Origin of the sequence: Marinobacterium weihaiense (genome assembly GCF_019061305.1) — a bacterium.
In the GTDB taxonomy this organism is placed as follows: domain Bacteria; phylum Pseudomonadota; class Gammaproteobacteria; order Pseudomonadales; family Balneatricaceae; genus Marinobacterium; species Marinobacterium weihaiense.
Genome location: NZ_JAHQZT010000029.1, coordinates 1 through 24960, shown reverse-complemented (window position 1 = coordinate 24960; position 24960 = coordinate 1). Strand labels below are relative to the sequence as shown.

21 protein-coding genes and 1 riboswitch are annotated in these 24960 nt (G+C 59.8%); of the genes, 5 read left to right on the top strand and 16 right to left on the bottom strand.

Annotation, left to right across the window (positions count from 1 at the left end):
* Positions 1 to 46: 46 nt before the first annotated feature.
* From KTN04_RS14815 to KTN04_RS14800, 4 genes are all read right to left on the bottom strand, one after another.
* Positions 47 to 1318, bottom strand: coding sequence for a nucleotide sugar dehydrogenase (locus KTN04_RS14815; protein WP_217336015.1), 1272 nt, complete (start codon positions 1316 to 1318; stop codon positions 47 to 49).
* Positions 1318 to 2946, bottom strand: coding sequence for a glucose-6-phosphate isomerase (gene pgi, locus KTN04_RS14810; RefSeq protein WP_217336014.1), 1629 nt, complete (start codon positions 2944 to 2946; stop codon positions 1318 to 1320). The genes KTN04_RS14815 and pgi overlap by 1 nt, the downstream gene beginning before the upstream one ends.
* Positions 2947 to 3054: 108 nt before the next feature.
* The gene (locus KTN04_RS14805; RefSeq protein WP_217336013.1) at positions 3055 to 3603 is read right to left on the bottom strand and encodes a sugar transferase; all 549 of its coding nucleotides are present in this window, start codon (positions 3601 to 3603) and stop codon (positions 3055 to 3057) included.
* A gap of 77 nt (positions 3604 to 3680) precedes the next feature.
* Complete coding sequence (locus KTN04_RS14800; protein WP_217336012.1) at positions 3681 to 4607, bottom strand: NAD-dependent epimerase/dehydratase family protein; 927 nt, start codon at positions 4605 to 4607, stop codon at positions 3681 to 3683.
* Between the two features lie 331 nt (positions 4608 to 4938).
* On the opposite strand from KTN04_RS14800, the gene pyrC reads away from it, so the two are divergent.
* The gene (gene pyrC / locus KTN04_RS14795) at positions 4939 to 5976 is read left to right on the top strand and encodes a dihydroorotase (protein WP_217336011.1); all 1038 of its coding nucleotides are present in this window, start codon (positions 4939 to 4941) and stop codon (positions 5974 to 5976) included.
* A gap of 194 nt (positions 5977 to 6170) precedes the next feature.
* Here pyrC and KTN04_RS14790 read toward each other — a convergent pair whose 3' ends face one another.
* Positions 6171 to 6641, bottom strand: a complete 471-nt coding sequence (locus KTN04_RS14790; protein WP_217336010.1) for a Dps family protein — start codon at positions 6639 to 6641, stop codon at positions 6171 to 6173.
* A gap of 248 nt (positions 6642 to 6889) precedes the next feature.
* On the opposite strand from KTN04_RS14790, the gene ahpC reads away from it, so the two are divergent.
* Positions 6890 to 7447 carry an alkyl hydroperoxide reductase subunit C gene (gene ahpC / locus KTN04_RS14785; RefSeq protein ID WP_456085653.1) on the top strand — a complete coding sequence of 186 codons (558 nt, stop codon included), beginning with the start codon at positions 6890 to 6892 and terminating at the stop codon, positions 7445 to 7447.
* Between the two features lie 45 nt (positions 7448 to 7492).
* Here ahpC and KTN04_RS14780 read toward each other — a convergent pair whose 3' ends face one another.
* The 11 genes from KTN04_RS14780 to KTN04_RS14730 all read right to left on the bottom strand — a co-directional run bounded on the left by KTN04_RS14780 (position 7493) and on the right by KTN04_RS14730 (position 19323).
* On the bottom strand, positions 7493 to 8044 hold the full coding sequence (locus tag KTN04_RS14780; RefSeq protein WP_217336008.1) for a PH domain-containing protein: 552 nt from the start codon (positions 8042 to 8044) through the stop codon (positions 7493 to 7495).
* 106 nt (positions 8045 to 8150) lie between these two features.
* Complete coding sequence (locus KTN04_RS14775) at positions 8151 to 9089, bottom strand: ZIP family metal transporter (RefSeq protein WP_217336007.1); 939 nt, start codon at positions 9087 to 9089, stop codon at positions 8151 to 8153.
* A 151-nt stretch (positions 9090 to 9240) separates the two neighbouring features.
* The gene (locus KTN04_RS14770) at positions 9241 to 9975 is read right to left on the bottom strand and encodes an ABC transporter permease (protein WP_217336006.1); all 735 of its coding nucleotides are present in this window, start codon (positions 9973 to 9975) and stop codon (positions 9241 to 9243) included.
* Positions 9972 to 10664: an ABC transporter permease gene (locus KTN04_RS14765; protein ID WP_217336005.1), complete on the bottom strand. Its 693-nt coding sequence runs from the start codon at positions 10662 to 10664 to the stop codon at positions 9972 to 9974. Before KTN04_RS14765 ends, KTN04_RS14770 begins: the two co-directional genes overlap by 4 nt.
* A 52-nt stretch (positions 10665 to 10716) precedes the next feature.
* Positions 10717 to 11478 carry a transporter substrate-binding domain-containing protein gene (locus KTN04_RS14760; protein ID WP_217336004.1) on the bottom strand — a complete coding sequence of 254 codons (762 nt, stop codon included), beginning with the start codon at positions 11476 to 11478 and terminating at the stop codon, positions 10717 to 10719.
* Positions 11479 to 11537: 59 nt separating this feature from the next.
* Positions 11538 to 12311, bottom strand: coding sequence for an ABC transporter ATP-binding protein (locus tag KTN04_RS14755; RefSeq protein ID WP_217336003.1), 774 nt, complete (start codon positions 12309 to 12311; stop codon positions 11538 to 11540).
* Between the two features lie 72 nt (positions 12312 to 12383).
* Positions 12384 to 15239 carry an HD domain-containing phosphohydrolase gene (locus tag KTN04_RS16925; protein ID WP_254262587.1) on the bottom strand — a complete coding sequence of 952 codons (2856 nt, stop codon included), beginning with the start codon at positions 15237 to 15239 and terminating at the stop codon, positions 12384 to 12386.
* A 60-nt stretch (positions 15240 to 15299) separates the two neighbouring features.
* The gene (locus KTN04_RS14745) at positions 15300 to 16328 is read right to left on the bottom strand and encodes an AI-2E family transporter (RefSeq protein ID WP_217336002.1); all 1029 of its coding nucleotides are present in this window, start codon (positions 16326 to 16328) and stop codon (positions 15300 to 15302) included.
* A 54-nt stretch (positions 16329 to 16382) separates the two neighbouring features.
* Positions 16383 to 16781, bottom strand: coding sequence for an acyl-CoA thioesterase (locus KTN04_RS14740; protein WP_217336001.1), 399 nt, complete (start codon positions 16779 to 16781; stop codon positions 16383 to 16385).
* 78 nt (positions 16782 to 16859) lie between these two features.
* Positions 16860 to 17534 (bottom strand): general secretion pathway protein GspB, encoded by a 675-nt coding sequence (locus KTN04_RS14735; RefSeq protein ID WP_217336000.1) that lies wholly within the window; start codon positions 17532 to 17534, stop codon positions 16860 to 16862.
* On the bottom strand, positions 17518 to 19323 hold the full coding sequence (locus KTN04_RS14730) for an ExeA family protein (protein WP_217335999.1): 1806 nt from the start codon (positions 19321 to 19323) through the stop codon (positions 17518 to 17520). The genes KTN04_RS14735 and KTN04_RS14730 overlap by 17 nt, the downstream gene beginning before the upstream one ends.
* Positions 19324 to 19622: 299 nt before the next feature.
* Between KTN04_RS14730 and KTN04_RS14725 the strand changes: the two genes are divergently transcribed.
* From KTN04_RS14725 to KTN04_RS14715, 3 genes are all read left to right on the top strand, one after another.
* Complete coding sequence (locus tag KTN04_RS14725; RefSeq protein WP_217335998.1) at positions 19623 to 21032, top strand: sigma-54 dependent transcriptional regulator; 1410 nt, start codon at positions 19623 to 19625, stop codon at positions 21030 to 21032.
* A gap of 170 nt (positions 21033 to 21202) precedes the next feature.
* On the top strand, positions 21203 to 21421 hold the full coding sequence (locus tag KTN04_RS14720; protein WP_217335997.1) for a hypothetical protein: 219 nt from the start codon (positions 21203 to 21205) through the stop codon (positions 21419 to 21421).
* 402 nt (positions 21422 to 21823) lie between these two features.
* Positions 21824 to 21908, top strand: a riboswitch (cyclic di-GMP riboswitch).
* 67 nt (positions 21909 to 21975) lie between these two features.
* On the top strand, positions 21976 to 24855 hold the full coding sequence (locus KTN04_RS14715; protein WP_217335996.1) for an Ig-like domain-containing protein: 2880 nt from the start codon (positions 21976 to 21978) through the stop codon (positions 24853 to 24855).
* Positions 24856 to 24960: the final 105 nt, after the last annotated feature.

Sequence of the window (24960 nt, the reverse complement as noted above, 5' to 3'; positions counted from 1 at the left end):
CGCTCGCTTGAAAATGATGCGAAGAGATATGGTTTGTGCCTTCACGTTAAACCGATACACCTCGTCCAACCCCGGAGTACACCCATCCAAGTTCATGCATTCGCTCCGGCTCAAAAACATTGCGGCCATCCAGCAGCAGAGGCGCCTTCATGCCCGCCAGCACCGCTGCCATATCCAGGTTCCAAAACTCTTTCCACTCCGTTACCAGCATCAGCGCATCCGTGCCCTGTGCTGCCGCTTCTGCACTATCCAGGTAACTCAGGCCCGGTAAAGGCCCCAGACGGCGCCTCAACACCGGCATCGCCATGGGGTCATACACCTGCACATTGACATCATGTGACAATAACGCTTCTATCAGCGTCAAAGCAGGGCTGCCTTCAACCGCAGAGGTGTTGGGCTTGAATGCACACCCCCAGAGCGCAACCGTACGTCCGGCGACCTGGGCACCGAAATAACGCCAGAATTTTTGAAACAGAAGGTCCTTTTGCTGTTCGTTTATTTTGAACACGCTACTCAACAACCCCGGTTCTCGCTGGTGGCCCAGCTCCCGGTTTAACTGCGACAGGGTTTCAAGAAACGCTTCCCCGCCAAAACCGCACCCCGGGTACAGATACTGAAAGCCGATACGGGAATCAGTCCCCATGCCCTGCCGCACCTGTTCAATATCAATACCCTTGTCTTCAGCCAATCTGGCCAGCTCATTCATGTAGCTGACACGCGTCGCCAGCATGCCGTTGATGGCCAGTTTGCTGAGTTCCGCTTCCTTGGGCGGCATGACCAACAGGGTGTCACGGCTGCGATTGAAAGGTGACAGCAAACGCCGCATCACACGCTCAACTGCGGCGTCGCAGGTGCCCAACAAAATACGCTCAGGCCGCGTGATGCTTTCCAGAGCACGCCCGGCCTGCACAAAAGCGGGCCAGTAAAGCACCCGCACATTGGCAGCCCCCTGCTCGTCCAGCCAAGACTGCAAAGCATCCGTGGTACCAATGGCGACCGACTGTGTCAGGGCAATCAGCCGGGGCTGCCCGGATGCCTTGCCACTGTCTGCAAAATCCTGCACGGCCCGCTGCAGTGCCTCAAGGGACGGCAAACGGCGCGTTACCAACAACAGATCTGCCGCGCCCTGTTGCCGCCCCAGCCGCAAACGCCCGGCAGCCTGCTGTTTTTCCAACAGCTGCAGCAAATCCGGCTCGGCCGTATCGGCACCGCCCCCCAGCAGCTCTGACTGAGACATGGAAACATCGCAACCGGTCAATGCAAGCGCACCCGCAAGCGCCCAGGCTTCAAGACTGTCACCCAAGACTCTGACATTCATCACTCACCTCCCTTGCAGGCCTGTTGCTGCTGAATACGCAATGCCAATGTTCGTGTCGAGTCATCCAGTTCATGCATGGCAGAACTACCCGGCTGCCGTAACAGCGGCTGCAGCTGAAGTGCAACCTGCTTGCCCAGTTCAACGCCCCACTGATCAAAGGGGTTAATGTTCCAGATGACCGCCTGAACAAATACCTTATGCTCGTAGGCTGCGATCAAGGCCCCCAGCGACACGGGGTCCAGCCGCTTTAACAGCAAAGTCGACGACGGCTGGTTACCCGGATATCGCTGCCAGGGCGAATTCTCCGATTCAACGGCAGCATCACCAAACGCCAGCACTCGGGACTGGGCCAGACAATTGGCGATATTGAGCTGATGCTGGGCCCGCAACGGCTCCTGGTGTGCATAGTGCCCGGGCGCATCGTATCGACAGGCCGCCAGTATGAAGTCCGACGCAACCGACTGGGTGCCCTGATGCAAGAGCTGATAGAATGCATGTTGCGCGTTGGCACCTATCTCGCCCCAGAGTACGGGACAGGTGGAGTAGTCCAGCGCTCTCCCCTGCTGATCAACAGACTTGCCGTTGCTCTCCATCTCCAGCTGTTCAAGATAGGAAGGAAAGTATTTCAGGCGGCCGTCATAAGGCAGTATGGCGTGAGCCCGTATGTCCAGAAAATTGACATTCCATACCCCCAGCAGCGCCAGCATGACCGGGAGATTTTGCGACAGGGGCGCTGTTCGGAAGTGCTCATCCATGGCGTGGGCACCCGATAGCAGCTGCCTGAATGCAGACATGCCCAGCGCCAATGCAATCGGCAAACCGATGACCGACCACAGCGAGAAGCGCCCTCCCACCCAGTCCCAGAAATGCAGCTGATTATCCTGCGGCAACCCCCAGACCGTCATCCGGTCACGGGCGGCCGAGACCCCAATGAAATGACAGCGCAGCATCAACGCCTCGTCCTCACAGTGACTGCTGAGCCAGGAGCGCACCGTATCAGCGTTGGACAGCGTATCAATGGTGCTGAACGACTTGGACGAGATGATAAACAAGGATGTTTCGGGATTGAGGTGGTCGAGCAGGTCAAACAGCTGGCTGCCATCAATGGTAGACGCAAAATGAACGCGGAGCCCCTGTGCAGCCGCATTGGCATATTCACGCAGCCCATGCGTGACCATCAACGGTCCCAAATCGCTCCCGCCAACCCCAAGATTGACAACATCGGTAATGCGCTTGCCGGAAAAGCCCCGCCACACACCTGACTGAATTCTGTCCACCAGGCGGCTCATGCGTTGCAATTGCTCTTCGACACAGGCCTGCGAGGGCGACTGCCGGTTTGCAGGCACACGCAGCGCCGTATGCCAGGCGGCGCGTTTCTCAGTACGGTTGACCGCTTCACCTGCAAACAGGCGCTCACGCTCCGCCTCCAGCCCCGACTGTTGTGCCAGCTGCACCAGCAACTCGAGCACTTCAGTACTGACGCGCTGCTTACTGTAATCCAGCGTAATGCCGGCACCTTGCAGCTGAAGCGCCTGCCCCCGGCCAGGCTGGCCTTGAAACAGGTCACGAAGATGAGGGATGCTGGCCGCACATTGTTGCAGTGCAGGCAGGGCCTGGCATGTTTTCATTGCCAATGAGTCCTTGTCCGAGCATGGATGTTAATGGAAAAAGTCTAGCGGAACTTGAGCAAATACCTGCTGAACAGTCCGCCGGTCGTGAGCGCACAAAACAGCACCTCAACGCACCCGGTCGCCGGCGCCCTTGCCTGTCAGCGTCATCAGGATGTACTTGAAGTATGTGCCCAACCCCAGAGTCTTGAGCATGTCTCGATCCGTTTCTGCAAGCAACTCAGGCGTCGACATGTCGATGCCACTCACCTGTGCCAGGCCGGTAATCCCGGGGCGTACGCGAAAGACCCCGTATCGCTCCCGCGCTTCGATCAGTTCCTCCTGACTGAACAGGCAGGGACGGGGCCCGACCAGGCTCATATCGCCCTTGAGCACGTTCCACAGTTGCGGCAGCTCATCCAGCTTGGAGCGCCGCAGAAAACGCCCGAAAGAGGTAATCGCATCACGGCTTGCCAAATGGCTCGCCACCGAAGCCGTGTCCCTGTGCATGGTCCTGAACTTGACCAATATGAAGGGTTTTTGATTGCGACCGACCCGCCGTTGTCGATAAATGGGCGAACCGGTATCAAACAACCCAATCAAGGCCAGCAACAACAAAACCGGGAAACCAAAGACAAGCCCCAACAGGGCCAGCAAAAAATCAACTACACGAATCACATCAAAACCTGCGGTTACTTGGGCATACAACCCTGAAAAATCATCCTGCTTCTGCACTATCGGCGAAGATATCGACGTTATACAAAACAGGCATTGAGGCCTTGAGCGACGCTCACGGGGGGCGCCCAGCCCAGGAGGTGTCTGGCTTTTTGGATATCAACCTGTAAAGACCCCAGCAAACGCTGAGCCATTGCTCGCCTACCCAGCAGGCTTGCCCCGAACATTAGAACCGAAGCAGGCACAGGCACCAGCCGAGATGGCCGCCCTGCAGCCTGAGCCACTCCTTTCAGCAGGTCGGTGGTCGATAGATCCTCATCATCGCCAGCCAGGAACAGCTGGTTGGCGGCCGCCGGATGGCGGGCACACGTCAAGACCAAGTCAACAAGGTTATCCCGTGCGACCAGCGTCCGTTGATTGTGCACAGCCCCCAGAGGCAGAGGCACCCCGCGCTCAACCCAGCGCACCAACGCACCAAAGTTTCCGGGCGCATTCGGACCGTACACCAAGGGCGGGCGGATGATGACCACCTCCATGCCGGTGTCACGCTGGATGCGCCACAACGCTTGTTCGGCTTCCCATTTTGAAATGGCATACGGTCCGACAGGGGATGGAGTATCGGTTTCGGTAAACGGATGCTGGTTGTGGCTACCGTTGACGCCTATCGAACTGATGAAAACAAACCGTTCAACCCCGGCCGCTGCTGCCTGACGTGCCAGATTGACCGTACCTTCAACATTGACTTCCCGATATTCAGTGATCGACGCTGGCTGGCTGCCGGCGGCCATATGCGCCCGGCCCGCTGCATGAATGACAACCTGCTGGCCTGACAATATATCCTGCCAAGCCGTGTGGCCGTCAATGTGTCCAACCAGGGCACTGCAAACACCCGGCGTACTCAGGGACTGACGAGCAGCGGCGGTTACACGCCAGTACTCATCCGACTTCATCACCTGCAGCATTCGATGCCCCACAAACCCGGTGGCGCCTGTTAAAAGTATATTCATCGTTTTTACTGATTGCTGAAACGTCCGGCTCCCGGTGATCAAGCACCGCTCGCATTGCCTGCTGGGACCGGCATCATCACGACAGTCAACATAACCGCTGTGGCGTCGAATATGACTGGGCAGATGCCGATACACTTGATGTCATTCGTGCAGCTACCCTGCCGCCAAGGCTGCCATGGATGATGCATAAGAAATGACTCCACATCATACCACTTTAACGGGTGTGCAATGAATGACATTCCCATCGACAGTCGGCCCAGCGGGCACAATTCGGTATACTGGGCGCATCGATACTTAAGACCCCTTGTAACCGCACAACCGGGAACTGCCAATGACCAACCGCCTGACGATTACCCGCCCCGACGACTGGCACCTGCATCTGCGTGATGGCGAGGTGCTGCAGCATGTCGTGCCTGCCACCGCACGCCAGATGCACCGCGCGATTGTGATGCCGAACCTGCGCCCGCCGGTGACCGATGCCGAGCAGGCGCTGGCGTATCGCGAGCGCATTCTGGCAGCGGCACCAGCAGGCAGTAACTTCGACCCGCTGATGACGCTATATCTGACCGATAACACCACCCCGGAGATGATTGCTGCCGCCAAGGCCACCGGCAAAATTGCCGCCGTGAAGCTGTACCCGGCCGGCGCAACCACCAACTCCGACTCCGGCGTGACTGACTTGGGCAAGCTGGATGCCATCTGCGAAGCGCTGGCGGAAGCGGGCATGCCGCTGCTGGTGCACGGTGAAGTCACCCACAACCACGTGGATATCTTTGACCGCGAGAAGCAGTTCCTGGATGAGATTCTGACACCACTGGCGGGCCGCCACCCGAATCTGAAGCTGGTGGTGGAGCACATCACCACCAAGGATGCTGCCGAATTCGTCAACGCCCATGGCGATAATGTGGGTGCCACCATCACCGTGCAGCACCTGGCCTACAACCGTAATCACATGCTAGTGGGCGGCATTCGTCCGCACCTGTTCTGCCTGCCGATTCTGAAGCGCAACCTGCACCAGCAGGCCTTGCAGGATGCGGTTGTCAGCGGTAGTCACAAGTTCTTCTTGGGAACCGATTCAGCGCCACACGCCAAGGGCGCCAAGGAAAGCGCCTGCGGCTGCGCCGGCTGTTACAGCGCCTATGCAGCGATCGAGCTCTATGCGGAAATTTTTGAGGACCTCGGTGTGCTGGAGAAGCTGGAAGGGTTCGCAAGCCACCATGGCGCCGACTTCTACGGCCTGCCACGCAACAGCGATACCATTACGCTGGTGAAGGAAGACTGGCAGGTTCCGGCAGAAATGCCGTTCGGCAGCGACATCATCGTGCCGCTGCGCGCCGGTGAAACCCTGCGCTGGAAACTGGAAGGCTGAGACTCGCCCGCAGAGCGACAGCGCCTTGTCCCGCAGACAAAAACCTGTGGGTGAGCGCGTCACAAGCGCTCCTTTTGCGGAGCCGTATTCTGTGCGCTACTAGAGAGACGCCCCACTCCAGGCGTGGTCCGCATACACAAAAGGCGCCCGAGGGCGCCTTTTGCTGTATCTTGCTGCCGTTGCCATGATGTGAATCAGCCCATCCAGGCGCTGAACATCCAAACGGTCTTTTCCTGTTGAGTGATGTAATCACTCATCAGCGTTGCTGTACCTTCATCGTTCGCATCACCCGCCAGCTCCATGATCTCGCGCTGCATGCCGATCAACTGCTTGTAGCCGTCCAGCAGCCCTTTCACGCACTCCTTGCCATCGTGCACATCCTTGGCTTCCGAAATCGTGCTGCGTTCAAGGTAGTCGCTGAACGCATGCACTGGCTGGTGGCTGAGTGTCAGGATACGCTCGGCAATCTCGTCAACCTTCAGCAGCAGGTCGTTGTACTGCTCTTCAAACTTGACATGAAGTTCAAAGAATTCAGGGCCGCGTACATTCCAGTGATAGCCGCGCACGTTCATGTAGAAGATCTGGTAGTTGGCCAGCAGCTCATTCAGACGCTGCGCCAGCTGAGTGGATTTTTCCGTATCCAGACCGATGCGGTTGGTTTGCATGTAACGCCTCCTTACAAATCTCTAACGAGTGTGGATTTAGCTTAAACCATTCCCCCCCGGGGTTGCCAAGAGGCAATATCAATCTGCATGATAAAGCACGCTTATGCATGCGCCAGCGCAATAACATTGAGTAGGGCTATCACTCCTTTTGCTTCAATTAATTTAACACCCTAAAAGACGCTGGCTATCATGAGTGCCTGTTTCAAAGATCCACTCAATCGAGTTAAGGAGAGTTGCACCAAATGGGTATCGTCAACACCGAGATCAAACCGTTCCAGGCAACCGCGTTCAAGAACGGCGAGTTCGTCGACATAACCGAGGCTGACGTCAAGGGCAAGTGGGCCGTATTTTTCTTCTACCCGGCCGACTTCACGTTTGTCTGCCCGACCGAGCTGGGTGATCTGGCCGACCACTATGAAGAACTGCAGAAGCTGGGCGTTGAAGTTTTCTCCGTGTCCACAGACACGCACTTCACCCATAAAGCCTGGCACGATGCATCCGAGACCATCGGCAAGATCAAGTATTACATGGTAGGCGACCAAACCGGTACCATCACCAACAACTTTGGCGTGATGCGTGAGGGTCAGGGGCTGGCAGATCGTGCCACCTTCCTGATCGACCCGGCAGGCACCATTCAGGCGGTTGAAATCACGGCAGAGGGCATCGGCCGTGACGCGACCGACCTGCTGCGCAAGGTCAAGGCCGCCCAGTATGTTGCAGCACACCCGGGCGAAGTCTGCCCGGCGAAGTGGAAAGAAGGCGAAGCCACCCTGGCCCCGTCTCTGGATCTGGTTGGCAAGATCTGACCTGCCGACCGGCTGCCGGTGCTTAACACCGGCAGCTCCTCTTGCCTATTCCGCCTGCTTGCTGCGCCGCGCCAGCACAAGGCGATCAATGCGCGTTCTGACTTCATTCGGCTTGCGCACATAATCGAAGCGCACCTGGTGTGTGCCACGCCCCGCCACCACCAGGCTGGCGTGCCCGAACAAGCGCCCAAACACCCCCTGCTCGACCGATACGCCATCCACGCTCAGCAGATACAGCTGGTCGATTTTGCGCCCCACTACCCCCTTGTGTGCCTGTACACGCAAGCCGGTGACCTTGTAACGGCGACTGAGTTCGGTGCTGATCTCACGCAGTGCACTGATGCCAATCCACACGGCAACCAGCCCCAGCACCGTGGCAATCCAGCTGGCGGGAATACCGGCCCCCTCCCAGAGAAAGCGCGTTGCCAGCTTGCGGTATTCGCCTACGAGCCACCAGCTGTCCCAGAACGGCACCTCGGCCAATGCTCGCCAGGCAAACCAGGCCAGCACCAGCGCAATAGTCAGATCTCTCAGACCACTGCTCAGAGCCAGAGGGGAGCGTTTGATTTCGAGCAGGATTTTTTCGTTGGGCAACATCTGCGTTCCTTGTCAGCCATCCAGTTGAAAGGGCGCCATTGTAACGACTGATCCGTGAGCATGCTGCCATCTGCGGGAAAAATTCTTGTTAGCAGCATGCGCGGCACTAACCCAGCAGCGTATCCAGCAGCAGCATGGCCGCAAAACCGGTCATGAGGCCCAGTGTTGCCGGCGTCTGGTGGCCATTGCGGTGAGTTTCCGGGATCACTTCATGGGAGACCACGAACAGCATGGCACCGGCGGCAAGCCCCAGGCCCACCGGATATGCCAGCGGCAGGCCACCGGCAATGCCGATCCCCAAAAAGGCCCCCAGCAGCTCCATCAACCCGGTCCCTGAGGCCATCACGGCCGCCATCACGGGACTGAGCATGGCGGCTCTCAAGGCAAGCGCTACGGCCAGCCCCTCGGGAATGTTCTGAAACAAAATGGCGGCGGTCAGCGGTATGCCAACCTGCAGGTCGTTGTCGGCAAAGCTGACCCCGATCGCCACGCCTTCAGGCAGGTTGTGCAGCGCGATGGCCAGGAAAAACAGCCACACGCGCCCGATGCGCTCGCAGCCGGGTCCACAGGGACCCTCGTTTTCATGCTCGTGAGGGATGAAGCGGTCCAGCCCCAGCATCAGTAGCACGCCCAGTCCCATACCCGTAATGACCACGAACACGGCCACTACATCAAAATGTACCAGCGCCTGCGCAGCCTCGATGCCGGGCAGCAGTAGCGAGAAGGCACTGGCTGCCAGCATCATGCCCGCCGCCAGGCCCAGCATGATGTCCTGCGTCCGGGCCCGGACCTCGCCCAGCAGCAGCGCCAGCATGGCGCCCACGGCGGTTGAGGCAAAACCGCCCAGCCCGCCCAGCAGCGCGTGCTGAAACCGAGTCCCTCCCCCATTGCCGATTTCGGCAATGCTGCTTTGCAACAGCAGCGCCAGCACCGCAACCAGCGCCAGCGCCAAGCCAATGGCCGTCAGACGACGCCGCTGCAGCTCTTGCCAAAGTGCCTGGCGGAAGCTGTTATTCAAGGTCTGTGATGAAGGGGTGGAGTTCATGCCTAAGCTCCCGTAGCCATCATGCCCAGTCGTATCGACCGCGTATCAGGTTGAGCATAAGCCGCGCCGATCGGCGCGTCTAATCAGGACAGGCTATGCAGGCGATTGTCGCGCTTTATGCCGCCCGGGCAGCATAAAGCGCGACGGGTGGTCAGTCTTTCAGGCGCGGATCAACCGCGGTGACCTCGGCAGGCATTTTATAATGCTGGTGACGGTTCAGCCGCAGTTCCAGCAGGCGGAAGGCGCCGATCATGATGGCGGCAATGATCAGATACAGCACACCGGCCGCCGCGAAGATCTCCAGAGGCGTATAGGTGCGTGCAATCACGGCACGGGCAGCGCCGGTGATGTCCAGCAAGGTAATGGTGGACGCCAGGGAGCTGCTCTTGAGCATCAGGATCAACTCATTGCCGTACGCCGGCAGCACAGTCCCGAAGGCCCGCGGCAGCACAATGCGCCGAATTTTCAGGGCACGACTCATGCCGAAGGCGTCTGCCGCTTCCAGTTCGCCCTTGGGGATCGACTGAATGGCACCGCGAATCAGCTCGGCACTGTAAGCCGCCGTATTCAGGGTGAAGGCAATGATGGCGCACCAGTAGGGTTCACGCAGGATCGGCCAGAGTGAAGACTCGCGAATCCACTCGAACTGTGACGCGCCGTAGTAGATCAGGAAGATCTGTACCAGCAGCGGCGTGCCACGGAAAAAGAAGATATAGCTGAACGGCAGCATGCGCAGCCAGCGGTTGTGCGAAGCCCGCATCAACGCCAGCGGCACCGCCAGCATCAACCCCAGCAGGCCGGAGAAGAACACCAGCTCCAGCGTCAGCCAGACACCGTCCAGCAGGCGCGGGTAGTATTCGACGATAACGCTCCAGTCCCAGTTCATGCGTCAGCCCTCCGTGCAGCCGGGTCGGCACGCCGCTCCATCCAGGTTGTCATGGCCGTGGCCAGAACGGTTAGCGCCAGATAGATCAGGGCGGCCGTCATGTAGAAGGTGAACGGCTGCTTGGTAGACGCCGTAGCCACATCCGCCTGACGCATCAGATCGTTGAGACCGACAACGGATACCAGTGCCGTATCCTTGAGCAAGACCTGGAACAGATTGCCCAGGCCCGGCAGTGCCAGCCGCCAGACCTGCGGCAGGATGATGCGGAAGAAGGTCTTCAGCGGCGTCATGCCCAGGGCCTGCGCCGACTCCCACTGCCCCTTGGGAATGGCCTGAATGGCACCTCGGAACACCTCGGTGGAATAGGCACCGAACGCGATGGACAACGCCGCCACACCGGCTGCAAAGGCACTGATTTCAATGTAGTCGGTGTAGCCAAACTGTTCAGCAATCGCCATCAGGATGGCAGAACCACCGAAGTAGATTATCAACACCAGCAGCAGTTCGGGAATGCCGCGAATCAGCGTAGTATAAAATGTCGCCAGCGCACGCGCGGGCCAGAAGCGGGACAGCTTGCCGGCCGCTCCGAGCAGACCGAAGATCAGGCCGAATACCAGACTGGTCAGTGCCAGCTTGACCGTTATCCAGGCACCGGACAGCAGCAGGTCACCAAAACCGAGTAGTTCCATGGGTGAGAATTCCGCAGGCAGGGGCCGCCGGCAGGCAGCCCCCTGCTTTTAATCAGTAGATGGAAAACGGGAAGTAGCGTGCGTTGATCTCGGCGTAGGTACCGTTTTCAACAATCGCCTTGAGCGCGGCGTTGAGCTTTTCTTTCAGCGGGTCACGCTTGCGGACGGCGATGGCGATCTTGTCATCAATGTCGATATCCTCGCCGCGGAACTCGAAGCCCTGACCATCTTCGGACTGCAGCCAGTCATAGGCCGGGAACTTGTCGGACAGCAGGACATCCAGTCGACCGCTGGCCAGGTCCAGGTAGGCATTATCCTGGGTGGCATACAGCTTGACGTTGACGCGCTCGCCCAGCTCGTCTTCCAGGTACTGACCGGCCAGCGTGGCACGCTGGGCGCCCACAGTCAGGCCGCTCAGGTTATCCGGGTTGGACAGATCCAGCGTGCTGTCCTTGGCCACCACATAGGACAGCACGTTGGAGTAGTAGGGATCGGTAAAGTCGACTACGCGCAGGCGCTCCTTGGTGATCGACATGGACGCGATAATGGCGTCGTACTTGCGCCCCAGCAGGCCCGGAATAATACCGTCCCAGCCCTGCGCCACGATTTCGCAGTCTGCTTCCATTTCGGCGCAGAGGGCACGGGCAATATCAATATCGAAACCGATCAGTTCGCCCTGTTCGTTGATGCCATTGAACGGCATGTAAGCCCCTTCGGAGGCGATGCGGATCTTGTCACCTGCCAGGGCAACACTGCTGCTCAGAGTGGTCAGCGCCGCCAGCGCCACGACCTGGAAAAGTTTGAATGCTTTCATAGGGTTTCACCGATTCTGTTGTCTTGGGCAGCCATCTGGCCGTCTGCTCAGCCCACCACTCAGGTATGGCTGGCCATGAAGTCACGCACCCGCTGCGAACGGGGACGGTCGAACACCTCTTCCGGCGTACCGGATTCTTCGATCTGTCCCTGATGCAGAAATACCACCTGGCTGGACACCTCGCGCGCAAAGCGCATCTCGTGTGTCACGATCAGCATGGTGCGGCCCTCCTCGGCCAGAGAACGCATGACCGCCAGCACCTCGTTGACCAGCTCCGGGTCCAGTGCCGACGTCGGCTCATCAAACAGCAGCACCTGCGGATCCATCGCCAGGGCACGGGCAATCGCGATGCGCTGCTGCTGGCCGCCCGACAGGTTGGCCGGGTAGGCATCACGCTTGCTGAGCAGACCAACACGGTCCAGCAGCTCTTCGGCACGGCTGATTGCCTGGTCACGCGATTGACCCAGCACCTGGGTCGGCGCTTCGATGATGTTTTCCATGATCGACTTGTGCGGCCAGAGATTGAAATTCTGGAACACGAAACCGATCCGTGAACGCAGACGCTCCAGCTGGCGCATGTTGGCCGCCTTGAGGTCGCCGTTCTTGCCGCTCACCAGCTCAAGCGCTTCACCGGCGATGCGGATCTGGCCCTGGCTGGGCTGTTCCAGCAGGTTGATGCAGCGCAGCAGCGTACTCTTGCCGGAGCCACTTGATCCCAGAATCGAGATGACTTCGCCATCACTGGCACTCAGGGAGACGCCCTTGAGCACTTCCAGGTTGCCGTAGGACTTGTGAATATCGATCAGTTCAAGTGCAGTGTTTTTTGCGGTCATGGGCTCACGCGATTCGACATATGACTGTCATTTTAAACAAGCGGGCAAGTGTACTACCAAAGCGCAATAGCGTCATCCCTTGCCGTTATACCCGCTTTTCAGCACTGCGTGCAGCGCCTCGACGTCCACGGCATCGACCTGTTCAGGCTTCAAATAGCGCCGGGCATACGCTTCATACACCGCCTGATCCAGAAACAGCCGGTACAGCGCCGGGTCCAAATGACCGTCACGCGCCATGCGGGCCATGATGCGTAACGCCTCGGACAGCGGCTTGGCCTTTTTGTAGGGACGGTCGGCGGCCGTCAGTGCTTCGAACACGTCGGCCACGGCCATGATCCGTTCCGGAATGCTCAGCTCGGCGCCTTTCAGACGCCGTGGATAACCGTTGCCGTCCATGCGCTCGTGGTGATTACCGGCAATCTGCGGCACCCGCTTGAGGTGTGCCGGCCAGGGCAGCTGTTCCAGCATGCGAATGGTCTGAACGATATGGTTGTTGATGCTGAAGCGTTCCTCGGGGGTCAGGGTGCCATAGGGCTGACTCAGGTTGTAGTACTCACCCAGGTTCAGTTCCGCATCCGGCAGCGCCATATCGAATCCCCAGGTGTTGCCCGGGTCGTCAGCGGCAACCGGCGGGCGGCGCTCGCCCCAGTGCACCACATGTTCGGGCCGATCCGCTAGCAAGGTTTCCATGACCGGCAGCCGCGCCTCGCCTGACGGCATCCGTGCCTGCTCGCATGCGGACAGGCCCAGTCGGTTGTCAAAATGACGCCACCAGGTCTGCGCACCGATCCGCTGCAGCGCGGCTTGATCATCGTCGCCGAGCGTCTCACCACCCTGGTTGATACGGGCCACCCGGGCAAAATCGGCCTGCAGCTGTGCCTCACGGCATTCACGCTGCCGGCGCTGCTCAGGCTCGGATTCGCCGGCCAGTACCGCTTCCAGATACTGAATCCGTGCATCGCGCCAGAGCACTTCAAAGCGGGTGCGTATTTCATGGATGCGGTTATACAGCGCGTCCAGCCGAGTCGCCTTGTCGAGAATATGCTCGGGCGTGGTGATCTTGCCGCAGTCATGAAGCCAAGCCGCCATGTGAAACTCGTCCCGCTCTGCCCGGCTCATGTCGAAATCGGCAAACGGCGGCTGGCGACTGTGCCGGGCGGCCTCCATGAGGCGCCCGGCCAGCTCAGGCACCCGCTCGCAGTGACGATTGGTATGAGGTGACTTGGCGTCGATGGAATCCGCCAGCAGACGAATGATGGCATCCATCAGCTGCTGCTGCGATTCGATCAGCTGGCGGGTTTCGATTGCGACCGCCGCCGCACCGGACAGCCGGCCGAAAAAGTCGGCCAGCGGCGCTTCGGGCGCGTGACCGGGAGCCAGCTGCAATACCATCACACCCGCCGCGCCTGCCTCGCGTCCCTGAAGCGGAATCAGCAGGCAGGCCCCGGCATCATCGCCCAAGTGTGTACGCACCGCCTGGCACTGGCTTTCAGCATCCGCCCCCCCCGACTCCAGGGCAACCGCACTCGCCTGAGCACTATCAGCGGTATTGAGCAGCAATCGATCACCTTGGGGGTCGTGCACGTAAATGTAACAGGCTCGCGCCCCAACGCACGCCTTGAGATGTTCGGCCACGGTCGGCAACATACGGGTCAGATCGCGCTCGCGCGCCAGCGTCAGGCTGATGGCCTGAAAATGACGAATGGTATTGGTTAAATGCTCCAGTACCGTCCCCAACACCTGCACCTCTCGCACGGCGCTGGCGCGCGCCGGCTGGCGACTGAAATCGAACCGGGCCAGCGCCCTGACCTGCTCGGTCAGCCGGTCCAGCGGTCGGGTGATACGTGCTGCACCGAACCAGCCCGCCGCCAGCATGACCAGTGCCACCAGCACCGACCCGGCCAGCATCTCCACACTCTGCCGACGCGCGTCGGCGAGCAGCTCCCGGGCCGGCACCGTCACCAGCAACTCCAGAGGTTCCCCCCCCAGCGCCAACAGCGGCACGCGCGTGCCATACCAGACCTCCCCTGCCAGGGTGTAATCCAGCATGCGGCCCGGCGCCGTCGAGCGCTGCTGCAACACTTTTAACTCCGGGGCACCCAGCTCATCCAGTGTCACCAAACGCACATCGCCCGCGTCCGAACGCAGCATCTGCGCCACATCCGGCCAGGCCACCACCTGGCTGTCCCGGGTCACCACAGCCATGCGATAGTCGGGGTCGGGCTTGAGGTGCTCCAGTTCGGCTGAGATATCCGCAACCGAGGCATCAAAGGCCACCACCGTTTCTGCTGGCCCGGCCAACGACAGCGTCACCCCCGTCACCCCCGTGGTATAGAACGGATAAGGCGGGGTCAGCACGGGCCCACGACTGCCAAGAGCCGCTTGGTGCCAAGCACGCAGGTGCGGGTCGAACCGGTACTCTGGCACGCGACGCTCCTCAATCAGCTGGACATCAACATCATAGAAGCGCCAGAGCCGCTTTTCCCCGTCAATGCTCTGCAACAGCCAGGTGGCTTGAGGCGGAGCCGATACGGATTGGCGCAGGCGGTCGGACTTCAAGCGTCGCAGCAAGAGAAAATCATGATCGGCATAGGCCACATACACCGCATCCAGCATCGGGTTGGCGTGCAGGTTTTCCAGCAGCAACGGCAGACGCTGCTGGCGTTGCTGCAGCGTTTTGGCTTGCATGAGAGGGTCGTGGGTGAGCAGGCGCAACCCGCTCTGGAGTGGACGCAGCAGACGACTGCTGGCCGTGTTGAGGCTGATGGCCATCTGATGTGCCATCTGGCCGGAGGCCTCGACCAGCAAAGCGCGTTGGCCCAGGTAGGCCGTACCGATGAGCACGGCACTGAGGGTAAGTATCATGCTCATCACGGCCAGGCTGATTATCCAGCGCAGCCGCCAGCCGGATTGAAAGGTTCGAAGCATGCGTCTTGCTGCCTGTAACGGAAGGTTACTGGCAGCTTAGACGACTTCCGGCACTCCGGCTCAATTGCCCAGCATGATGGCAACCCAGCGGGTCGACGGGTTCTGTTCCAGGGCGATCTTGGCAATCATGGTCAATGGAATCGACAGGAACATGCCCGCCGGTCCGAACATCCAGCCCCAGAGCATCAAGGACAGAAACACCACCAGTGGCGACAACCCCAGCCCGGTGCCCATATAACGCGGCTCGAGCACGTTACCCATCAGCACGTTGACAGCAATGTAGCCAACCGCTACCAGCGCGGCATCCGGCAACCCCAGCTGCACGACGGACAACAGAACAGCCGGAACGGCCGCAATGATGGAACCGACATTGGGAATGAAATTCATCAGCGCGGCCACCAGCCCCCACAGAGGCGCAAAGTCGACGCCGAGAATCCACAACCAGGTCGTGATCAGGAAACCGGTCATCAGACTGATGGTGGTCTTGATCACCAGGTACTTGTTGACCTTGCGGACAAAATCACCAGCCTGCTCCATCGATTTTTCTGCGTTAGGCAGCGCCTTGTGCAGTTTGTCGCCCAACAGCGTGGCTTCCATCAGCAGGAAAATCACCACGAACACGATCAGCATCAGGTCGGTCAACAGACCGCCTAGGTTAGTCAATGCATTGCCGGCCAGGCGCATCACTGAGCCGGGGTTGAAGTGGTTGAGAAACTGTTCACGGGTCACCGGCAGGCCCAGACGCTCGAAAAACGGCAGCAGTTTCACTGCCTCTTCCTGCAGCCGGGTCTGATAGGTCGGCAACCGCAAGGTAAAGGTATCAATGGCTGAGCCGACAAACAGGGCCAGCACCCAGCTGAAAATCATCAGCGCGAAGACCAGCAGCATGACCGCCAGCCAGGGGGGCACCCGGTGCGAGGTCATCCAGGCCAACGGTGGCGCACAGATGATGGCAATGAACACGGCCAGCAGCATGGGAACGACCACCGCCTCGGCAATCTTGAGGGCACCGAGAATGACCATCAGCGAGGCCAGTCCGATCAGCCATTTGAAGCCGGCGGAAAAGGTTACGGGGTTGGATGCGGACATGGACGCTCCTGTCTGCAGAAATTGATGGTTCCGACACGTGATGTCCGAGGCCGCTTAAGGCTCGGCCTTGAAATGGACTTCAAGCATGCCCTTCTGCTCATCGGTCAGGCTCATGGCACGCCCGTTGGCAAAGTCATACCGCACCATGAAGGCCTTGCCGCGTGCCGCCTGCTTGCCATCCTGCCAGGCCTCCTGCAGCACGGTGAAGGAGCTATTGCCGATCTTGCAGACATGGGTGCGAATCTCGACATCACGGCCATAAAACAGTTCACCCAGGTAGTCCACCTCCACCCGCGCCAGAATCAGCTGCCATTTTTTCATGTCCAGGTCGGGCGTGAAGATGCGGAACAACTCGTTGCGCGCCGCTTCGAACCACTGGGGCACACGGGTATTGTTGATATGGCCCAGGCCATCGGTATCGTAAAAAGCCGGGCTAATAGTGCTGGTGTACATCGGACGCTCCTGTCTCGTGGATGAGGCCCGAGTATATCAAGCAACACTGATATCCGCGCCAGCCCTCTGACCGGTTTTTTATCGCGCCGGTACTCGGAAGCGGGTCTGCCGATACTGCAATATGGCCCCCTGCGGGATAATGGCTTCAAGGCGCAGGCCAGGGCGAATGAAATCGCCCTCACGCAACACACGCCCCTGATGCTTCACCATGCGCGAAGCCGGCGTTTCCGAGTAGATATGCACACTGAACCTGAGACCCTGTACGTCCCGCTGCAACTCGACCGGCAGCTGGCGCAGATAGGGCAGATCGGCATAGGGGTCGGGGGGTGCCGGAACCGACTCCGGCACATCGTCGGCAGGAACGACGGGCCGAGCGGGCGTCACCGGAATGGACGCTTCTGACCGACTCCTGACCTGCGGGGTCGGTGATGACGGTCGACGCAGTTCGATTTTGACGCCGCTCAGATCCGGTGCTGAATCGGCAGCCGTCGGCGCTGACATCTCGGGCCGCGGCAGTGACTCACCCGTGGCCGCCTGACCGGGTTGGGGCACGTGCGTACCCTGGCGTCCGGTATCGATCAGCCAGTACAGCAGCAACGCCAGCAGAATCAGCAAAAGCCAGCGCCCGGGACCCCATCGCCAGCCACGGCTGGCGGTGTCCACAGCCGTGCTTGCGGAGGCGTCAGCGCCGACGCCCGTCACCTGCTGACGTCGTTCGGCCGAGGCCTTGAGAGCATCATGGATATACGACAAGGTTCGCCTCCTCGCTGAACAGGCGCGGCAGTGCCTGGCCTGTCAAGCTATTGAGCCGGATCAGGGTCAACGGGCCGGCCACGCCATCGACATTCAAGTCATGCGCCTGCTGAAACGCCTTCACCTGCATCAACAACTGCGCATCGTAACGCCGACGGGCCGGCTGATCCGGCGGCAGGCCGCGCTGTTGACGCAATTGACGGCTCAACCAGGCCACCTCTTCTCCTTCAGCCCCCGGCCACAGGGGCACACGGTAGCCCGGCGGCCAGCGCCACAGCAGCGTGAAGGTGCCGCCCCACACCTGCAGCAGCCGGTCACGGCTGATACGATAGTTCTCCAGCCCTACCTGCAGCTGTGCATGGGTGCCGTTAAGCTGCTTCAATACCGCGCTGTAACGTGCCCCGTCATGGGCCAAGGTGACCACGGCAGGCCGATTCAGGTGCGCCAGGTGTTGCAGGTCTTTGATCAGTGTCAGGCAGCCCAGCTGCTGACGACCGGCAAAATCGCACACCACCGGTTCCTGACGGGGGTCATACTCCACACCCCACAGGGCAAACAGCTCTCGGTACGCCAGCACTTCGGCCAGCTGGGGGTCTGCCGGGACAGGCCAGCGATCCACCACGGCAGCAATGGGGGGCACTGCCGGTGGTGGTGTCGGCACCTCCAGCCGGGTCGACGCCGTTATGCCTGGCTCGACGACGTGCGCCACAGCAGTAACCGACGTCGCTGTCGTCGGCTTCGCCCCCCTCTCCTCAGCCAGGAGAACTGGCAACGCGACCGACTCGCTGCCTGACTCGAGCACGGCGACCTCGGCATCCGCCGGCGCCATCTTTTCCCAAGGGTAGAGCCGTTCACGCAGGGCCAACGCCTCGGCATCAGTCATGATCGGCGGCGCAGCGGTTTCGCGGCTCCATGCGGCCGGCCAGCTCACTTCTCCGCGATACCACAGCGACAGCCCAAAACCGGCTCCCCAGCCCAGCAAGCCGATCAGCAGCGCGACCAGCAGCCACAGCTGCAGCGAGCGCCCCGCGCTTCCGGCAGCCGCCGCAGGCCCCAGCACTTCGCGGGCCGCTCGCTGCAGGGTATCCACCCTGACCTCGTTGCGAGTTTGCACATAAGTCCCCAGCAGTGCACGGTCACAAATCTGGTTGATCACGCGCGGCAGACCACCGGAGAGGCGATACAGGCATTTCAGCGTTGCCGGCGGAAACACGGGCCTGGCCAGCCCGGCAACGCTCAGGCGATGCCGGACATAATCCGGCAGCTGGGCTTCGGTCAACGGGCCCAGATGAAAACGGGCACTGATGCGCTGCGCCAGCTGACGCAGGTCATCCTGGGCCAGCCGGGTCAGCAGCTCGGGTTGTCCCAGCAGTACCACCTTCAACAGTTTGGCCTCGCTGGTCTCCAGATTGGTCAGCAGACGCAGCTGCTCCAGCGAGCTGAACGGCAGCTGCTGGGCTTCATCCACAATCAGCAGGGTATTGCGCCCCTGGGCGTGCTGGTGCAGCAGAAAGCGATACAGTGCATCGCTGAGTGCTTTCATGGACCCGTTCGCGTATCGACCCGGATCGATATGAAATTCGTCACAGATGGCCTGCAGCAGTTCGATCGGCTGCAGATGGGGGTTCAGGATGAGGGCAAAATCGGTTTGCTCCGGCAACTGTTCAATCAGCCGCCGCGACAACGTCGTCTTGCCGGTACCGACCTCGCCAGTCAGCAGCACAAAGCCACCGTCCGCCTGGATGCCATACAGCAGATGAGACAGCGCCTCTTCATGCTGATCGCTCATATACAGATAGCGCGGGTTAGGCGCAATCGAAAACGGGGGCTCATGCAAACCGAAATATTCACAGTACATATTGTTGCCGCCTGCTGGCTGTCAACCTGAGCTAACTATAGGTCAGTGCTGACAGCGACACGCATAAAATGTAACGAATATGGCTCAATATGAATAAAACGCAGGCTTTCAAACAGAATGTTGACTATTAATACGCCTGTTTTTATCAGGGTTGTCTCTTTTCTGACTACAATTGCATTCAGTGTAGTTCATTCACTGCACCAGGTTGTAAACCAACCGAGGTGAAGCCCATGAAAACGTCCGATACACAGGAGCACACCTATCCAGAGACGGAACGCCCCCTGCTGCTGCTACAACTGTCAGCTCAACCCAGCCATGAACTGACACTGGTCAACCTGAAAGGCTGGCGCCTGATAACGGTAACCAGCCTGGAAGAGGCCGACCGGCAGCTGCAGGCAGAGCACTTTGTCGTTGGCCTAGCCTGTTTCGATTGGCATGACGACAGCCAACAGCAAGCCCTGACACATTTCTTCCAGCATCACCACCAGACTGCCTGGGTGGCCGCCATTCGGCCGGAGCAGCTGCAAAGTGTCAGCCTGCGGCGCCTGCTGTTCGAAAACTTCTATGATTACTGCTCTCTGCCACTGGGTGACAACCTGGACCACCTGGCCATCATCCTGGGCCATGCTTACGGCCTCTATCACCTGCAACACCAGGCCAACCGCCACCTGGAGAGCGAGCACCAGTTCGAAATGGTGGGGGCCAGCCCCAAGATGCTGGAAATCTTCGACCTGATTCGCAAAGTGGCACAGACGGATGCCACCGTTCTGATCATGGGTGAAAGCGGGACCGGCAAGGAGCTGATCGCCCGCGCCATTCACCAGCGCTCCAGCCGACAGAACCAGCCATTTGTGGCCGTCAACTGCGGCGCCTTGCCTGAAACCCTGATCCAGTCGGAACTATTCGGCTACGAAAAAGGCGCCTTCACTGGTGCCAGCCAGCGCCGACTGGGGCGCATTGAAGCAGCCCATCAGGGCTCCCTGTTTCTCGATGAAGTGGGTGATCTGGCCGCCAATCTTCAGGGCCATTTGCTGCGTTTTTTGCAGGAGGGCACCATTGAACGTCTGGGCTCCAACCAGAGCCTGGCCATCAATACCCGGGTGATTGCCGCCACCAATATCGACCTGGAACAGGCCGTGGAAGACGGGCGCTTTCGCGAAGACCTCTACTATCGCCTCAGCGTACTCAACATCCGCGTTCCCCCGCTGCGGGACCGGGCCGAGGACAAGGAACTGCTGGCGCGCTTTTTCTTCAACAAGTTTGCCAGCGACCATAACGGCAATTTGAAAGGGTTTACCCAGGAAGCTATCGACGCCATCAATACACACAACTGGCCAGGCAACGTGCGGGAGATGATCAACCGCATCCGTCGCGGCATGATCATGAGCGACAACCGCCTGATCACCCCTCAGGATTTGAACCTGGAAAGCCCCGACGGACATCAGATCGGCGCCGACAACCTGAAAACACTGGATGAAGCCCGTGCCGAAGCGGAGCGGGTTGTCATCGAACACACCCTGTCACAATGCAAGAACAATGTATCCAAGGCCGCGCGCATTCTGGATGTCTCACGCGTGACCCTGTACCGCATGATGGAGAAGCACCACCTGCAGCATCACAAGGGCGCCCCCCACCACTGACTGCCGAGCAGCCCCCACTCGGCGTGGCACCTGTTGACCACCTGAAACACACGCCCCTCCCGCTAACAGGCACCCACCCACCAAAAAAAATACAACTATTTGATTTATATTGATATTTAATTGGGTGGCCCGAAACCTGCTGAGCTCAATGAGTCATTGGGGGAGATATCATGAAGCACCTGCGCCGAGCCCTTACCAGCCACCGCCTGATCCGGACTCAACCGGAAGGCGTGGACGCATCCGCCCCCCAGTCTACCCACTCCGAACCACCTACCCCTGACCCGCCGTACTGGACCCGCCGCAAGCCCAGCTTCACGCCTGCCGAGGCGCTGGACGAACACTCTCATATTACACTATGGGATGAAAATTTAGATTTTCATGAAAAATAAATCTAACAAAAAAATCATAACATTGATGCCCTAAAGTGTTCACTTAACGTTACAACCTTCCAGTAGTACGTTTTCAAATAACAACACTATGGCATTTATTTCACTTTGTATTTTCATTTTATAAACACCTTTATTCACTCCTCGTTCATGACTGTTAAATGAATGAAACAGTCATTAAAAAACGTATAAATATTTAACATATCCACCGCCATGATGAATACTTGAATTACTTCTCCTTTGCCCTATTATTCGCCCACTTCATTTTTTGACAACTTTTTAAACAGTGCCGGTCACAACAGTGATTCCCGGATGCAGCGCCTCGATAAATTTCGGGTCAAGTGACACTTGATCGTTACAGGCGCCATCCGGCTCACACTGCAGACCTGCCGATTGCACGATCCTCTCCCGAAAAGGCACGACGCTACGGCGTCACGCAAAGCCATGGGGTGGTCGATGCAGGGACGCGACTATCCGCCAGGCTACCGAAGGAGATCTCGGAGCGTTCTGCCCGCTCGCGTGAGGGTCTGTCTGAACCTTGATTTCAGGAGAGACTCATGGCGCTACCGACTTTTTCGCACCCTCTGTCAGCCCCGCTGTGCCGCAGTCTGGCAGCCTTGGCCGTCACCGCTGCACTGTACGGCCCCGCGCATGCGGCACCGGCCCACTCGGCGGCAGACGTGGCACACCTGCAGCAGCAGGCCCGCCAGGCATCCAGTGATCTGATGGCGCTGTCCAAGCGCTGGCACCTGGCCAAGGGGCAGGCACGCAAGGCCCTGCAGCAGCAACTGCTCGAGCAGGCCGATCAGCGTCGTACCGCACTGCGCAACCTGGTCCGCCATCAGCCGGCCGAGGCACTGCAGCTGGCGATGCCCGCCCAGGCCCAAAGCCGCCTGCCGGCGGAGGTGATTAACCGCATGGAACAGCGCCTGAACCTGAGCGGCCAGCTGGATGTCTTCTACGAAGACCGTGAAGACGGCAGCCACCGTCTGCGCCACATCCTGAACACCCCCTTCGGCGAGCGTTTCGAACTGCATTTTGCCGGTAACGCACCCCAGCTGAAGCACGGCCGTCAGGTAGAACTGGAAGGTCTACTGGTTGAAGCCGATGCCGGTGACAGCCTCGACGGCGATATCGCCCTCAGCACCGAGACCCTGATGCTGGCCGCCGACGGGGATGCCACCGGTGGCAGTACCGGCGGTAGCGCAGCTGACAGCGCCACGCTGGGCGCACAGTCCACACTGGTGATCAACGTCAACTTCAGCGACAACAACTCACAGCCCTGGCCCCCCGAACAGGCGCGCACTACCGTCTTTGGCGAAGCCAGTGCCTTTCTGCATGAAAACTCCTTTGGCCAGACCTGGCTGGAAGGTGAGGTGACTCCCTGGCTGACACTGGGCATCAACAGCAACGGCTGTGACACCTCGGCCATTACCGCCGCTGCGCACGATGCGGCCACTGCCGCCGGTTATGACCTGAGCCGGTACAATCGCCTGATCTTTGCCATGCCCTACACTGCCGGCTGCGGTTTCTCCGGCGTCGGCTCCGTGGGCGGTACCCAGTCCACCATGCTGATCAACGGTTCCATGTACTGGTTCACCATTGCTCACGAAATGGGGCACAATCTGGGCCTGTTCCATTCCCACGCCCTGGAGTGCGGTGATCAGGTCATCGGCAGCCAGTGCAGCAGTGATGAATACGGTGATGGCGTCGACATCATGGGGCGTGTCAACGGCCACTTCACCACCTTCCAGAAAGAACGCCTGGGGTGGCTGGACAGCCGTCACATCCTGACACTTGCCGAGAGCGGCATCCACCAGCTGGAGCCCTATGCCGGCCAGCCAGGCAATGCGCCCAAGGCCCTGAAAATCCCCCGTGGAGTCGATGCAGCCTCCGGCCAGCCCGAGTGGCTCTATGTTGAATATCGCCAGGCCAGTGGTCATGACAGCATTCTGGCCAGCAATGACAACGTCCAGAACGGTGTCGTCGTACATACCGGCATCAGCAACAAGCCCAACAGCAGCTTCCTGCTGGACATGACGCCGGGCAGCAAGGCTTCCAACTATACCGATACCCGTGATCCGGCGCTGGAGGTGGGCCAGCAGTTTACCGACCCGGAATCCGGCATCACCCTGGCTACCCAGTGGGTGGATGGCAGCCGTGCCAGCGTCAACGTCGATATGCCCGGCAGTGAACTCAGCTGTGCCCGTGCCAATCCAGTCATGAACGTGACACCGGGCGAGCCCGTCTGGGCCCCTGCCGGCTCCGTGCAGACCTACACCCTGACCCTGACCAGCCGTGACAGCAATGCCTGCAGCAGTGCCAGCTATAACCTGAACACCCAGGTACCGGCAGGCTGGGGTAGCCGTCTGGCCAGCAGTCAGTTGAACCTGGCACCGGGTGAAACCGCCTCTGTCGACTGGACCGTTACCTCATCTGAAACCGCAGCCGATGGCTACTACACTCTGAAGGCCTCGGCCCTGTCCGGCGACTACGGCACCCATCTGAGCCTGACTCAGGTGGTAGACACCCCGGTGATCAACACCGCACCGGTGGCACAGAGTGACCGTACATCCACCGCATACGAAACACCGGTGACCCTGGCCGTGCTGGCCAACGACACCGATGCCGACGGTGACACCCTGAGCGTGACCGCCGTCAGTCCGCTGAACGGTACGGCCGTCATCAATGCCGACAACAGCATCACCTTCTCCCCGGCCAGCAGCTTCAGCGGTACCACCAGCTTTAGCTACCGCATCAGCGACGGCAAGGGCGGCAGTGACAGCGCCAGCATTACCATCGACGTGGCGGCGGCTCCCAATCGGGCTCCGGTGGCCAACAACGACAGCGCCTCAACCGCATACGAAACACCGGTGACCCTGGCGGTGCTGGCCAATGACACCGATGCCGACGGCGACCGCCTCAGCGTCACCTTCGTCAGTGCCCTGAATGGCCATGCCGTGGTCAATGCCGACAACAGCATCACCTTCACCCCGGCCCACGGCTTCAGCGGTACCGCCAGCCTCAGCTACCGCATCAGCGACGGCAAGGGCGGCAGTGACAGCGCCAGCGTCAGCATCAGCGTGGCAGCCCCGGTGGTGCCGGAACCGGAGCCGACCCCCAATGCCGCACCGGTTGCGCGGGCCGACAGCGTTACCCTGGATGCCAAACAGAGCACCACCATCGCCGTGCTGAGCAACGACTACGACCCTGAAGGCCAGGCATTGAAAGTGGTCGGTTATACCCAGGGCAGCAAGGGCAGTGTGCGCCTGAATGCCGATGGCAGCCTGACCTACATCCCGGGCAAGCCGTTTAAGCAGGATGACCGGTTCAGCTACACCATCAGCGATGGCGACAAGACCGCCACCGCCAGCGTGAGCATCCGCCTGGCAGCGGATGCCGGCGGCGGCCACCCGGGCAAGGGCAACAACAAGTAAGCACGGTCCCCTAGGGAGTGTTCTCAATCATGTCAGCCATATCACCGTTGATACGAGATTGAGCATGGCGGTGTAGTGTTTCGCGACACGTTCATATCGTGTCGC